Source organism: Thalassoroseus pseudoceratinae (assembly GCF_011634775.1).
Lineage (GTDB): Bacteria > Planctomycetota > Planctomycetia > Planctomycetales > Planctomycetaceae > Thalassoroseus > Thalassoroseus pseudoceratinae.
The window spans coordinates 68463-81883 of the sequence record NZ_JAALXT010000002.1; the positions used below are offsets into that span (position 1 = coordinate 68463).

At 54.0% G+C, this 13421-nt stretch carries 11 protein-coding genes, 1 tRNA gene and 1 pseudogene; 9 read left to right on the top strand and 4 right to left on the bottom strand.

Annotated elements, in window-relative coordinates:
* Nucleotides 1–89 precede the first annotated feature (89 nt).
* The 4 genes from G6R38_RS05860 to G6R38_RS05875 all read left to right on the top strand — a co-directional run bounded on the left by G6R38_RS05860 (nucleotide 90) and on the right by G6R38_RS05875 (nucleotide 2706).
* The gene (locus G6R38_RS05860) at nucleotides 90–962 is read left to right on the top strand and encodes a MotA/TolQ/ExbB proton channel family protein (protein ID WP_240928089.1); all 873 of its coding nucleotides are present in this window, start codon (nucleotides 90–92) and stop codon (nucleotides 960–962) included.
* Nucleotides 963–1035: 73 nt separating this feature from the next.
* Entirely contained in the window at nucleotides 1036–1509 is a 474-nt protein-coding gene (locus G6R38_RS05865) for an ExbD/TolR family protein (protein WP_166821353.1), read from the top strand.
* Between the two features lie 39 nt (nucleotides 1510–1548).
* Complete coding sequence (locus G6R38_RS05870) at nucleotides 1549–2061, top strand: ExbD/TolR family protein (protein WP_166821356.1); 513 nt, start codon at nucleotides 1549–1551, stop codon at nucleotides 2059–2061.
* A gap of 33 nt (nucleotides 2062–2094) precedes the next feature.
* Nucleotides 2095–2706 carry a LutC/YkgG family protein gene (locus G6R38_RS05875; RefSeq protein WP_166821359.1) on the top strand — a complete coding sequence of 204 codons (612 nt, stop codon included), beginning with the start codon at nucleotides 2095–2097 and terminating at the stop codon, nucleotides 2704–2706.
* Between the two features lie 161 nt (nucleotides 2707–2867).
* On the opposite strand, the gene G6R38_RS05880 is transcribed toward G6R38_RS05875, so the two are convergent.
* Nucleotides 2868–3074, bottom strand: coding sequence for a hypothetical protein (locus G6R38_RS05880; RefSeq protein WP_166821362.1), 207 nt, complete (start codon nucleotides 3072–3074; stop codon nucleotides 2868–2870).
* 114 nt (nucleotides 3075–3188) lie between these two features.
* Between G6R38_RS05880 and G6R38_RS05885 the strand changes: the two genes are divergently transcribed.
* Together G6R38_RS05885 and G6R38_RS05890 are read left to right on the top strand one after the other, a co-directional pair.
* Nucleotides 3189–4328, top strand: a complete 1140-nt coding sequence (locus G6R38_RS05885; protein WP_166821365.1) for a cysteine desulfurase family protein — start codon at nucleotides 3189–3191, stop codon at nucleotides 4326–4328.
* A gap of 144 nt (nucleotides 4329–4472) precedes the next feature.
* Nucleotides 4473–5864, top strand: a complete 1392-nt coding sequence (locus G6R38_RS05890) for a twin-arginine translocation signal domain-containing protein (protein WP_166821368.1) — start codon at nucleotides 4473–4475, stop codon at nucleotides 5862–5864.
* 64 nt (nucleotides 5865–5928) lie between these two features.
* Here G6R38_RS05890 and G6R38_RS05895 read toward each other — a convergent pair whose 3' ends face one another.
* Complete coding sequence (locus G6R38_RS05895; RefSeq protein WP_166821371.1) at nucleotides 5929–6525, bottom strand: ACT domain-containing protein; 597 nt, start codon at nucleotides 6523–6525, stop codon at nucleotides 5929–5931.
* A gap of 217 nt (nucleotides 6526–6742) precedes the next feature.
* Here G6R38_RS05895 and G6R38_RS05900 point away from each other — a divergent pair, with 217 nt between their 5' ends.
* Both G6R38_RS05900 and G6R38_RS05905 read left to right on the top strand, forming a co-directional pair.
* On the top strand, nucleotides 6743–7897 hold the full coding sequence (locus G6R38_RS05900; protein ID WP_166821374.1) for an AI-2E family transporter: 1155 nt from the start codon (nucleotides 6743–6745) through the stop codon (nucleotides 7895–7897).
* Nucleotides 7898–8055: 158 nt separating this feature from the next.
* Nucleotides 8056–8128, top strand: a tRNA-Cys gene (locus G6R38_RS05905).
* A gap of 256 nt (nucleotides 8129–8384) precedes the next feature.
* Here the strand turns inward: G6R38_RS05905 and G6R38_RS28355 are convergent.
* Together G6R38_RS28355 and G6R38_RS05915 are read right to left on the bottom strand one after the other, a co-directional pair.
* A pseudogene (locus G6R38_RS28355) lies at nucleotides 8385–9095 on the bottom strand (tyrosine-type recombinase/integrase); the annotation flags it as partial.
* 186 nt (nucleotides 9096–9281) lie between these two features.
* Nucleotides 9282–11861, bottom strand: a complete 2580-nt coding sequence (locus tag G6R38_RS05915) for a serine hydrolase (RefSeq protein ID WP_166821377.1) — start codon at nucleotides 11859–11861, stop codon at nucleotides 9282–9284.
* A 291-nt stretch (nucleotides 11862–12152) separates the two neighbouring features.
* Here G6R38_RS05915 and G6R38_RS05920 point away from each other — a divergent pair, with 291 nt between their 5' ends.
* Nucleotides 12153–13166 carry an endonuclease/exonuclease/phosphatase family protein gene (locus G6R38_RS05920; protein ID WP_166821380.1) on the top strand — a complete coding sequence of 338 codons (1014 nt, stop codon included), beginning with the start codon at nucleotides 12153–12155 and terminating at the stop codon, nucleotides 13164–13166.
* Nucleotides 13167–13421: the final 255 nt, after the last annotated feature.

Consider the following 13421-nt stretch of genomic DNA (forward strand, 5'->3'; position numbering starts at 1 on the left):
TTGACGGCAGGCCGTGTGAATCACCCAGAAAACACCTGGAAGTTACCGAATATCTGCGTTGCGGAGTGAGATCCATGTTGCGAGGTTTGTTGTCAAGAATTTCAAATGCGGGAGCCACTCTCAGCGTAAGTTGGTCGATGCTGCTTTGCGGCGCATTGGCTTGCGGTGCGTTCACGGCGACTGCGTTTACCCCGGCTGCCGTCTATGCTCAAGAGGAAGAAGAAGCCGCCGATGACGGAGCGGACGCTGGTGGCGAAGAAGCCGCCGACGATGCTCCGGCTCCGAAAGAGAGTTTCCTGAGCTACGCAATTCGCGCATCGGGTTTCTTCGGTCTGCTGTTGTTGATTCTGTCCTTCATTATGGTCGCCTTGATCATGATGAACACGTTGCAAGTTCGTCGGGACAACCTGATGCCCGCGGGTTTCATTGATGACTTTGAGCAACGTCTGACTCAAAAGGACTATCAAGGTGCTTACGAAACCGCGAAAGCTGACGATTCATTCATTGCTCGCGTGTTGGCGGCTGGTCTGAGCAAGCTCAACCGCGGATATGAAGAAGCCGCCGAAGGCATGCAAGAAGTCGGCGAAGAAGAGAACATGGCTCTTGAGCACCGTCTGAGCTATCTCGCGTTGATTGGGACCATTGCTCCGATGCTTGGTTTGATGGGAACCGTTTACGGGATGATTCAGTCATTCCAGACCATCGCGACCAGCAAGACCTCACCTAAACCAAGTGAATTGGCCGGTGGTATTTCGACGGCGTTGTTTACCACGATCGAAGGTCTCGCGGTGGCGATTCCGGCGATGGTTTTCTACAGCCTCTTGCGAAACCGAGTGCAACGGTTGGTTCTGGAAGTGGGTATGGTCAGCGAAGGTCTGATGAGCCGCTTCTCCACCGTGAACAAGAAGCCCGCCGCCGGAGCTGCCGCTCCCGCCGCTGCTCCAGCAGCACCGCAAGAGTAATTGTCTTTGGTTCACTCTCCAATTCTCGCTCGTATTGCACGGGCGAGTTTTTATCGGTCCGCGTGAGTTTGCTATGAAATTCAAGAAGTCCACCTCGACTGTTCCCGAAGTCGACATGACTCCCATGATTGATATCGTGTTCCAGTTGATCGCCTTCTTTATGGTGATCTCGAACTTCGAGCAAACTCAGGCAGACGAACGAGTGAAACTGCCGAAGGACCAGTTGGCCCAGCCGCCGCAAGTTAAACGCGACAAAGAGTTCGTCATTAACTTCGGTTATGAACGGAACAAAAAGGGCGAGGTCATCGGAGCGGGCACGCCTTTGGTGTTCTACGCGGGAGAGGAAATGCCCGTGCAACAATTCCGGTCGCCGTTGAAGCTGGAACACGCGAACTACGCCGCCACGGGTGTTGATCCCAAAGATGTGTCGGTGACGATCCGGGCGGACTCGCAAGTGCCGTTTGGTCAGGTGCAGGAATTAATCAAGCTCTGCCAGGAAATCGGCTTCACAACATTCGCCCTCAAAGCTCAGCAGAAGACGCTTTAAGTTCGGTCGTCGCCCTCGACACGCAATAGGTTCGCCGTTATGAAATTCCGCAACTCTCGCGAAGCCGCCAAGATCGAGCCACAAATGGCTCCGATGATCGATGTCGTGTTTCAGCTGCTGATCTTCTTCATGTTGACCCTCAAAATCGTCGAGCCGGAAGGCGATTTCAGCATCAATATGCCCGTCGCTGCTCAGGCGTCCAATGCGGTCCCCGAGCAAAACTTGCCGCCGCTGAAGGTTCAGTTGTTAGCGCAAGGCAACGGCGAGTTGCAAAGTCTGCGATATAACAACAGCGATTTGGGAACCGGGCCAGCCGCTTTCGAGCGTCTCAATGGGTTGATTCTCAAAGCGATTGGGCGACCGGGAAATCCGTTGACCGAGGAACAAGAAGTCGAGATCGAAGCTGACTACAATCTCAATTATGAGTACGTCATCAGTGCGGTCGGGGCAGTCAGCGGACGGATGCAGAAGACATCCGATGGCAAAACGAAGATGATTCGTTACATCCAAAACATCAACTTCGCCCCTGCCCGAAACAAACCAGGTGCGTAATGCACTTTGGAGTTCAGTCCCGATCGGAATGTTATGTCCAGCCGAGATGAAGTTTTAAAGCGGGTTCGCGGGCAGTTGGTGGAGGCGGTTTCGCATCCCACACTCGCCGGGGATTGGACAACCTATCCCGATCCGCGTGAGCAGTTTGCAGAAACATTGGGGGGAATCGGCGGAGTCTGTGTTCCCGTTGACAATGTCTCGCAGATCCAAGATCATTTGCGAGAACTGCTGGCCTTCACAGAAGGGCAAAAAACCGTCTCGCTGATCTCTGGGTTGGATGTGGGCAACGTCGACCCAGACACCATTGATGATCCCCACGATTTGGAAGACATCGACTTCGCCGTTCTGCCAGCTCGGTTAGCCGTCGCGGAAAACGGTGCCGTTTGGGTCAGTGACGAGACCTTGAAGCACCGTGTTCTGTACTTTCTTCCACAACATATTGCGTTGGTTGTGGAAGGTGGTCACGTCGTGAGCAATCTGCACGAAGCATATGCGTGGTTGGAAGCCAACTCCCCCACTGCATTCTCGAAGCAGGGATTTGGTGCCTGGATCGCCGGTCCGTCGAAAACAGCCGATATTGAGCAGTCACTCGTCATCGGAGCCCACGGCGCACGCTCGATGACGGTCTATCTGCTTGACCAGTAACGCAACACAAACCGCACAAGACGAAAATGCTTTGTGCGGTTAAGGTGTATTTTTGTGGCTGACGCACTCTTTTGAGCGCTTTGACCGTCTGTGTAGCGTCTTCGGACGGGTTTTCCTCACGGACCACGCACGTCACCCGCTACATCGAAACTAGACAGGGTCTAGTTCGAGTATTCAGCGACAATCGCGTCCCGCTGGCGAATCAGGTTCGCGATCTGACGACGGAATCGGTTGGAGCGATACATTGCCGACTTGCGTTGCGGTTGGCTCGCGGTATTGATGGCTTTACGTTCGTATTTGTCGGCCAACTTGGTCTTGGTTTCGATCAGGCGATCGATTTTTTTGGCTTGTCCTCGAAGTTCCGCCATAGCAGCACCCGTGATCTCTCTTAGAAGAAGTCTAGAATTGGGTTAGGATAACGAGTTTTCAAGCCACTGCAAGTCTGAAGATGTTGAAATTCACGAACCTGATGTGTGACGAGAATGCCCACGACCATTTATCTGGATAACAACGCCACAACTCGCCCACGGCCCGAAGTGCTGGAGGCGATGAATGAACATTGGCGGGCGAGTTTTGCGAATCCGGGGAGTCATCACGCCCTGGGAAGAAGCGCAAGGCGAGCGTTGGAGGATGCCCGCGAGACGATGGCCTCGATCCTTCAAGCTGATACTAGTGAAATAATTTTCACCAGTGGTGGCACGGAATCGACGAATCTGGCGCTCTTGGGGTTTGCACAGGCGACATCGCCAGGGGGCATTCTGCTGACGGCCGGAGAACACTTGGCCAGTTTGGAGTGTTGCCGGACGTTGGAACGTGATCGCGAGTTCTGGTTGCAGTTTCTCGACGTCGACTCAAACGGCCGATTGCAACATGATCAGCTATTGAATTTGGATGCGTCGGACCTTCGGATGGCAACCGTCATTTTGGCTCATAACGAAACCGGCGTCGTGCAGGAGTTGCGACTGCTCGCCGAATTTTGCCGCGAACGTGGTGTGCCGTTGCATGTCGATGCGGTTCAGGCGGTTGGGAAAATCCCGGTATCGTTCGCGGAACTTGGCTGCACGGCGATGTCGTTGGCAGCTCACAAGTTCCATGGGCCCCGGGGAATTGGGGCGTTGCTACTTCGCCGAGGCACGAAATTGCCGCCGTTGCTTCGCGGGGGACATCAAGAAAGTGAGCATCGTCCCGGTACGGAACCCGTGGCGTTGGCGGTCGGGATGGCGAAGGCGTTGGAGTTGTGGCACGGCGATCAAACGACGCGAACGCAACACATGCAACAACGACGGGACGAACTCCAAGTGGGCCTTCTCAAATCGATTCCCCATGCGGTCGTAAATGGCATTGGAGCCGAGCGTCTGCCAAACACACTGAATATCTCGTTTGTCGGCGTCGATGCCGAAGCATTGTTGGTCAATCTCGATTTGGCCGGAATCTGCTGTTCTCTGGGCAGCACATGTGCGAGCGGCTCGACCATGCCGAATCAAGCTCTGGTTGCAATGGGGTTGTCGGAAGACGTGTACCGCTCGGCAATCCGGTTTTCCGTCAGCTTTGAGACGACCAGCGAGGAGATTCAACTCGCCATCGAACGAATCTCCCGAATCGTCGAACGTATGCTGAGTTAGGCTGTAATCTGGTCTTGGTGGTCCGTGGAGGGCATGCAATCGTTTGGATCGGTGAAATTGCATCCGTTGAGGGGGCAGCGTATGGTGGGGACAGATGTCGGTTGCAAGAAGTTCCCCAGCGACTCAACAGCAAAGAGGAAAACGATGCAGTCTTTCGATCGGCGTGAATTCTTGAAGCGGTCGGCGGTTGGAGCGGCTGGCATGGCTTGGTTGCCTTCGCAATTGTCGGCGGCTGCACACTCTCAGATTCCCCAGGGGGAGCGGGCGAAGCAAGATGAGTCCGTCACGGTGTTGAATCCGCAGGGCCGTGTGCCGTTGTCGTTCATCATTGACGACTCCACATGCCTGGTCAACATGGGACATTTTTGCACGCCCCAATTCGCCGCTGCATGGCCGGGACGTTACAACACGCCTTGGCAAACATGGCCACGCGAAATCCCCGATGCGTTCGTCCGGGAATTCGGAGAGTGGTGTGCGGAGAACGGCGTTAAAGGCAAATACAGTATCGTGCCGTACCCGGCGTGTGTGGGGTGGATGGATCGTGAGTTGCCAGGATGGTCACGAAAACAACTTCAAGACAGTCTGAAACTGGTCCGCACGCTGATGGTTCCGAACTGGGATATCCATCCGGAGATGATCACCCACACGCGAGTGATCGACCTCAAAACCGGACGGCCGTTCGAGGAAATCAGTCCCGCCACAATGGAGAACAGCTACCCTCGGGAGAAGAAAAGCATCGACGAACTCGCGGCGTATCTCGCGTATGCGTTGCGAATTCTCAAGAATTGTGATCTCCCCTGTGAAGGTGTCACGACGCCGGGCGGATTCGGGAATTTCGTTAAGCCGGAATTGTCGCAGGCCGTCTTCGAAGCTGTTCGAGATGTGTATGGGACCGACTTGCCACACTATTTCAAGTACGTGGTCGGCAATCAGGAAACCACGGCTCCGCAAGTTGAGTTTGCTTCCGGATTGGGCACCGACGACGTACGGGCAACTGTGAATGTCGTGGCTGGAACCGGGGATTGGTTCGGCGGTTGGGATGGCGATTTGGAACCAGATCCCGATCGGTATGCCAACGAAGATGCGTCTGCCGGTCGGTTGGTGGAATTGATCACGCGGGGCGAACCGGCGGTGTTTCTGTGTCATTGGCCGGGCATGTATTGCCACGGATCAAAAACCGGATTCCACGCGTTTCAACGGGTCGTGACGGCGGTCAATAAGCGTTTTGCGAACGACACGTTGTGGATGAAGGTCAGTGAAATCGGTCGGTACTGGGCCGCTAAAGAACTGACTCGGATTGAACGCCAGGGTGAGAAGCTTGTCTTCCACGCTCCGTTTGATTGTCCGAACTACACGCTAGAGTGGAATCGCGAAGTCACTGGGCAACCCCGTGTGACCGAGGGCGATCAGGTTGTGAAACTCCGTGAAGTTTACAACCCACGCGACCTGAAGACTGGGACGTGGCTGCGAGACGCGAAAACCACAACCGTGTGTTTCGCGCTCCCGAAAGGACAATCATCACTGACTTTGAGTTAGAACGCATACCGCTTGTGGAGAGCGTTTGTGTGCTCCCGGTTGACGACATGATTCCAAACAGAATCTAGTCAATGGCGGATAGGTCGGCCATGAACATGTTTGTTCGTTGATAGATCGCCGAGTCATCCAATTCAATTTCTTGAATGGCGACACCGTCCATGTTGCCTTGCTCGCCAAGACACATCAAATCGGCTTGCAGTAAGTCGATATCGATGTTTGCGGGCACGGCGATTTCCATGAGGAAACGGAACCGGTCGCCTTGATCGGTATTAATCGCATGCATGTTGCAAATATCGATGTGATCTTGTGCCAATCGCGAGGAGACCCGCCGCATGACTTCGGGTTCGTTGTGCCCCCGCATTGTCAGCCAGTAGCGAGCAAGTTCCTGCGGAGCATCGTTTTGCAACTGCTCATCCAGCGGATCTTTCAACGTCACATCGACAGAATACGGCCGGCAGACGTCACGGATATGATCCAGCACGACTTGTGGTTCCCGATGCTCGGGAAAGTCGGCGACGATGATCATCGTGAAAAACTTTTGCACAACGGTTTGGCGGATTTCCTGAAGATCTCCGCTGAGTTCCGCCAATGCGTTTGAGACAGCTGCTAAAATGCCGACCCGGTTGGCTGCAGTCAGTGTGACAATCAGTCGTCGTGGCATGAGAACCATCCATGAGGGTAATTGGTAGGGATTATCAGCGAAGCGAATTCGCAATTCAAATTGGAAAGGGTATTCGCCCGAGAATCAAAACCGACGCTGAGAAAGCGACTCGAGCTGATAATTGGAAGTCTTAGTCAACAGGTGAGCATCTTGAAGTCGGACCGAGTATAAACAGTTCTGCGTGCGATATCCACAAAAAAATATTGGAAGTGTGCTTGTGTCCAATCAAACACCGGCCGAAAGCTCGAATTCAGGAAAGTCCACGACCATCCAGTGGACGTCGTTGGCCATCATCACGACGTTGATTGTCGTGATCGGCGTCCTGTTTTTTCAGGTCGTGGCCCCGTTTCTACTCTCTTTGTTTCTGGCCGGCGTGTTGGCCGTCATTTGCCAGCCTCTGTACCGGCGTCTTTGTCGGCGATTTCAGGGCCGAAATCGGTTTGCGGCGGGGGTTTCGACCGGAATCGTCCTGTTGGTCGTCTTGATTCCGGTCGTCATGACGGTGTTTTTGTTGTCCATCAAACTCGGCAACTTCGTTTCCGGGGCCATCCGTGACGAATCCTTTCTGGAGTGGTCACGAATGGTGGAACGAGAAATTGACGGCGAACGTGTGGCCAGCCGACTGAATTCGCTGTTCGGGACAAATTGGAACGCGTTGCAAATCGAACGGGAAGTGGAACGAGCGTTGCAAACCGCTGCGAAATGGCTTTCTCGTCAGACATCGGGAATTCTCGGAACCGCAATTGGGTTTATGGGCGCACTCGTGGCGGCTCTCGTTCAGATGACCATTTTTATTATCGCCTTCTACTACTTTCTGGCCGATGGCGACGCCTTCCGATCGGCAGCCGAGAAGCTGATCCCGCTCCAAAAGAATCAGCAGGATCAGTTGATCACGAAGTTCAACACCACCACCCGAGCCATCGCCGCTGGCACATTCCTTGCGGCTATTGTTCAAGGCTTTGCCGCCGCAGTGATGGTGGCCACGTTCGGCTTCCGTCCATTCTATCTGATATTTCCGCTGGCCACGTTATGCTCGCTGATCCCGCTTTTCGGCACGGCTCTTGTTTGGGGCCCTTGTGTATTGTGGTTGTTTCTCGACGGCAATGTTTGGCAGGCGGTCGTCATGTGGGTGCTCGGCGTCGCGATTGTGGGGTCGATGGACAATCTCGTTCGCGTGTTCGTGTTGCAATCCAACGCCAAGCTGCATCCCTTACTTGGGTTCGTCTGCGTACTCGGCGGAATTCAAGCCATGGGGCTTTGGGGCGTGTTCATTGGGCCATTGTTGGCGTCGATCTTGCACGCCTTAATTCAAATGTTCAACACAGAATTGCAAGTCCTGACGATTCCCACAGAGTCAAGAGGCGGCGGTTGAGGTTCTCAAAACCGATGGATTCAGTATGTCTTGACCGAATGCACCGCTGGCACTAGGATTCGTTTACGCAAGTTGCAAGCATGATCTGGAAAGAATCGAGAATTTCACTCAATTGATGTTCCCAATTTGCCGATCAATGTTTTTGTAGCAAACAATCAGGCGCCGTAGCCAAGTGGCCTAAGGCAGCGGATTGCAAATCCGCCATCCCCGGTTCAAATCCGGGCGGCGCCTCTTCAATCGAATCAACCCGTAAGTCCTCATCTGACTGAGACTTGCGGGTTTTCTCTTTGGCTAATTCGACCAGTTTCAAGCCCGTGAAAAACTCAGGTTTCGGCATTGAACGGCACTGTTCGGCACCCGTTTTGGTCCTGTGGTTGGTCTCACAATTTCCATCGGTGCCGGTCGCTGCAACTGTTTCGCGATGTTCGGTCGGGACGTGCGGAAGTTTCGAAACAGATTCGGACAAATCACTGACCGACAGGTGGGTGTAGAAGTTGGCCGTCAGTCGCGGGTCAGAATGCCTTGCCAGTTTCTGGGCATCCTGCAACGAGACACCAGCCCGGCCAAGATCGCTCACGAACTGTCCACGCAGACTGTGGAAGTCAAATACACGACCATTGTCGTCGGTGAAGGTGAGTCGGTCAGATTGCTCCCGGCGTCCGCGTTCGGCATCATCAGACGCCTCTTTAATCCACGCCGATCGAACCGCTTGCAGATCCTTGCGGAGCATCTTTGCCGCTACTCGCCACCAACTTCCCGGCCACAATGGTTCGTCTCGCCAGTTCCCTGTGATCGGCACCGAAGTCGCACAGCGCGACCGCAGTTCAAACCATCGCGATAACTCCCTTACGACTTCCGGATGAAGCGGGATCGTTTCGCCGCGTCGGGCCTTATCGTCTACCGCGTTGATTGCGACTGTCGGAACTTCGGCGGTCAGATCGAAATGCCCCCGAGTCAGAGAGGTGAGTTCCTGTACCCGCAAACCAGTCCGGCTGGCCGTCAGATAGAGGATGTAGCGATCTTCCCCGGTCAAATATCGGAACGCCTGTTTGCTCGGCCGGGTTGCCACCAATAATCGCCCGAAGTCCTCCGTTGAAAGTGATCGACGTTCCCGCCGACGGTCGGTCCGAACATTGTGCCCCTCCAAGTGCAGGAACGGGTTTTCGGCCATCACCGGAAACAACCGACAAATCACCATCTGATCGGACACTAGGTTTCGAAGTCAGGGACAATCTTCGAAATGGTAGTTGATCCGCTGGAAATCAACAGCGGGTCGACAATAGCGTCCTTTCGACAACCCGATTGAGAACTATCAACCCACGCGACTCGACTTTGGTTAGGGGCTTGTTGCGTGGGTTGTTGTTCGAAGATGTCAATGTTGAGACTAACGCACAGCTTTGTAGATTTCGTCGACTATTACTTCTCGAATCTTTTCTCCCGCCTCGTTTTTACGGCCGAACTCTGGATGTTCTTGTGCAAAGACTGCGACTGTGATTCGATCGTCAATGAATCGCTTGATTTGATTTCTGGCAGCAGTGGTTCCGCTTCCCCAGCCGCCATGTTCTGCTGTGACTAATTTGTCGTCTTCATAAGTTAGCTTCCATCCAAATCCGTAGTCGACTGGTGTCCCGTCATCAAGCGTTCCTCGCTGAAACAGCATGTCGAAACCCTGTCTGCTGAGTAACATCTCATTTTTGTCCCATAATGCTTGATCCCAAATCGCGTAGTCGCGAAGAGATGTCCTCATGCTTCCTGAACCGTTGAACCGAGTGCTGTCTGAGGAGTCTTTGAACTCTAACACATCAAAGATTCGTTGCTTTTGAAACTCGTGAAATGGACGGCCGCTAGTGACTTCAATGAGTCTTGCTAACAGGACATAGCCGGAATTCGTGTACTCGTATTCGGTACCCGGTGGTCTTTTGAGTTGCGTTGTTGCTAGCCACTGTGCATGTGTTGTATTAGACAGCCATGTGAGGTTGTGTCGTTTCTTGAACTCCGCAATCGACTCCTTCTCGTTCTGCTTGATGAAGTTCGCAAGCCCACTCGTGTGCCTGATGAGATCCCTGACCAACAGCTCTCGCCCGTTCGTCGGCAAGTCTAGGTCGGGGAGATAAGTTGAAACCGGTTCATCAAGATCTAGCTTTCCCGCTTCGACTAGCATCGCGACGCACATAGCGGCGTATTGTTTGGTGATCGAAGCTAGCGACAATTGTGTTCGTGAGGTGACTCGTTGATTGTTCCGAACTGTGCCGTAACCGCGACTATGAATCACCTTGCCATCTTTGGTGACGAGCACCGCAAGTCCTCCGGACGACCCGATTGGAAAGTACTTCCGAACTACGCTGCTCACGCTTGGCATTTCGCGTTCGTTGCTCGAATGCCGGAGGGCTTTTCCTGCCAACGCGCCTGTGATGTTGCTGTCCCAGATCGCCGGGACACCGTTGACGAGCAAATACCGAATCCCCGTTGAATACCGATCAGGGGCTTTGAAGGTGGCTTGATCAATCAATTCTTGCTTCTTCCAGACTGCAATGTCGGCTGCATAGCCGACACGAAGATAGCCACGATCTTGCAGTCCAAGAATGTCGGCGGGAAGCCCTGTTGCACTCCGGATGGCATGCGGAAGATCGATCACTTGTTCTTGCACTGAATAATGACCGATCTTGCGAGGAAAGGTGCCATAGTTTCTTGGGTGAGGTACCTCTTCGCTAGGAATGCGAGCCGAGCCATCCGAAGCTGTCGCGACCCAGGGACGTTTCATCACATAGCGAACATCCTCTTCACTGATTCCGAAATTGACGACCTTCGTGCCGCTGTCCTTTTGAAGCATTTCGATTAGCAAATCAAAAGGAGCCGTCTTTTGGTCGGCTGCAATTTCACTGATCCTCATTCCCGCCCATTGCGGTTTCGGACGATAGCGGGCGATCTGAATCAGCTCTCCTTGGTTGGTGAGTTCCAGTTTGCGGCGAATCGCACGATGGATTCTTTCGGAATCGTCGCTGTTGTTGAGACGTTCGAGCATTTTTTGCGACCCTCCCGCTCGGGCCCACGCAGGTAGGAACGTCGCTGCCAGTGACGTACTTGAGGCGATATACGGATACTGATCCGCAGTGATTTGCTGCCCTTTTGCTCTGAGTTCTTCGATACGATCAATGGCCACACGAACCAGGCCCCAGGAATTTTTGCCAGACGACTTGAAGTGTGAGACGTGAACTGGAAGTTCCGCTTCTTGACCGATCTTGATGGCTTCATCAACGGCGGCGAGCAACCCGGTTCCTTCTCCGCGAATATGGCTGACGTATATCCCGCCATGTTTGGCGACCACGCGAGCAGTCTGGATGAGTTCTTTTGTGTCGGCATAGGAACTTGGCACATAAATCAACCCGGTCGACATACCCCACGCACCGTCTTCCATCGCCTTTTTTGTTAGCGATGTCATTTCGTGCATTTCATCGGCCGTGGCCGCTCTTCGTTCGCTTCCTAAGACTTTTCGTCGAAGTGACCCTTGAGGCAAAAGATGAGCAATGTTGATTCCGGCACCGTACTCGTCGACTGTTTCGTAGAACTCGCCCACGTCGACAGGTCCACTTCCGCAGTTCCCGGTCAGTGCCGTTGTGCAACCTTGCGTGAGAAAGTTGGCCGCCAGCCGGGTCTCTTTCCTGACGATGGGTCCATCGCTATGGGAGTGAAGATCGATGAATCCTGGTGAGACGATATAGCCGGTACAGTCAACCGTGCGTTTGATCAGACCGGCCTGGAACTCTCCGACAGCGACGATCTTTCCATCAGAGATTGCAACGTCACCAAGCTGGCCCGGTTGACCATCGCCGGTGTGGATTGTTCCTCCCTTGAGCAGGAGATCGGCGCCGACTGCGTCATCAGCCACCGCATTGTTTTGGTGAGAGGTCAGCAAGACACATAGTAGTCCACAGACTAGCGTGTGGGTGGGGCGAATGAATGTCATGGGAGTTCCTTTGGCTCAAAGTGGGGCCAATAGTATAGCGGATGTGTGGCGGCGGCGGTGCTGTCAGTCGGATTGTGGACAGAAACCTTTGAGGGCAAAAACACCTCCAGTTCGTGTGACATTGGTAGACCCACATTGCGGCTGTCTGGTCTTTCGGGCCGTCGCGTTGATGTCGTCGTATCTCGACCATGTCTCGATTGGGTGGCCGGGATCGGTCTAGACGCTGTCTGAACTTTTCGCTACGGTCCCGCGGATTGTTCCCATCCGACCCGGTACGCAAGGAGGCGTTTCATGGTCGCTACTGTTCTTCGTCCGTATATTTTGGCCTGTCTCGCAGTGACTTGCGGGACGCTTTTCTCGGGGTGCGACTTTGATGCCGTCGAGTTGGCCATCAAACGCAAGGCGAAGGAAGTTGTCAAAGACGCCCTGAAGCCAAAAACCGATCAACCACAGCAGACAGCGTCAACCGATGGTTCACCAGTTCTGAAGTCGGCGGACTCGCTGACGGTCGCGTCGTTCAACATTCAGGTCTTCGGTCAAAGCAAACTCGAAAACCGCAGGGCGACGGAAATTTTGGCGCAGATCGTGCGACGTTTCGATGTCGTTGCGATTCAGGAATTGCGGTCGAAACAGCAGGACGTGATTCCCCGGTTTCTGTCACTCGTGAACAGCGACGGCTCCAAGTATGATTACGTGATCGGTCCGCGGTTGGGGCGAACATCCAGCAAGGAACAATATGTGTTCGTGTATGATACGAACCGTTTGGAAGTGGTTCCGCAGTCGGTCTACACTGTGAACGATCCGCAAGATTTGTTGCACCGCGAACCATTGGTGGCGACGTTCCAAGCCGTGGGGGTTGCCAATCCGTTTCGGTTTACGCTCGTCAACATTCACACGGACCCGGACGAAGTCGATTATGAAGTTGATGCGTTGGCCGATGTGTTCGTGCAGGTTCAGCAGGACCGAATTCGCGAAGACGACGTGATTCTCTTGGGCGACTTGAACGCCGACCCGTATCACCTCGGTCGACTCGGGAAGTTGCCGTCGTTGGTGGCGGTGATCTCCGGTGTGCCGACCAACACACGGGGCACGAAGACCTACGACAATCTGATCTTCGACAGTCGCTCGACCGTGGAATTCCAAGGCCAATCTGGTGTGCTGCGAATGGCTGACGAATTCGGTCTGACACTCGAAGAAGCTCTGGAAGTCTCCGACCACGAACCGGTCTGGGCGGCGTTCTCGATCACCGAAGGTGTCAGCCACGGTCGCCAAGCTGGCAACGAGCCGGTCGAAATGTTCCGCTGACAATGCTCCGGTTTTTCGATGAACAGGCGTGCTGGCATTGTCCTGCCTAGTAGTGCGGTTCACCAGCACATCGCCCGTCGACTCAAGCACCGCTGGACGAGCCTGCAGTGGCACACTTAGCGTGGGCATGCATGGATAATCGAACGTCGCTGACCCATGCCCTAACAACATTGAGGGTTACGTGAGTGCTCGTCACCATATTCAGCAGAGTCACGGCTGAAATGTTGCGTCAGGCAGCAACTCGATTGGTAAACG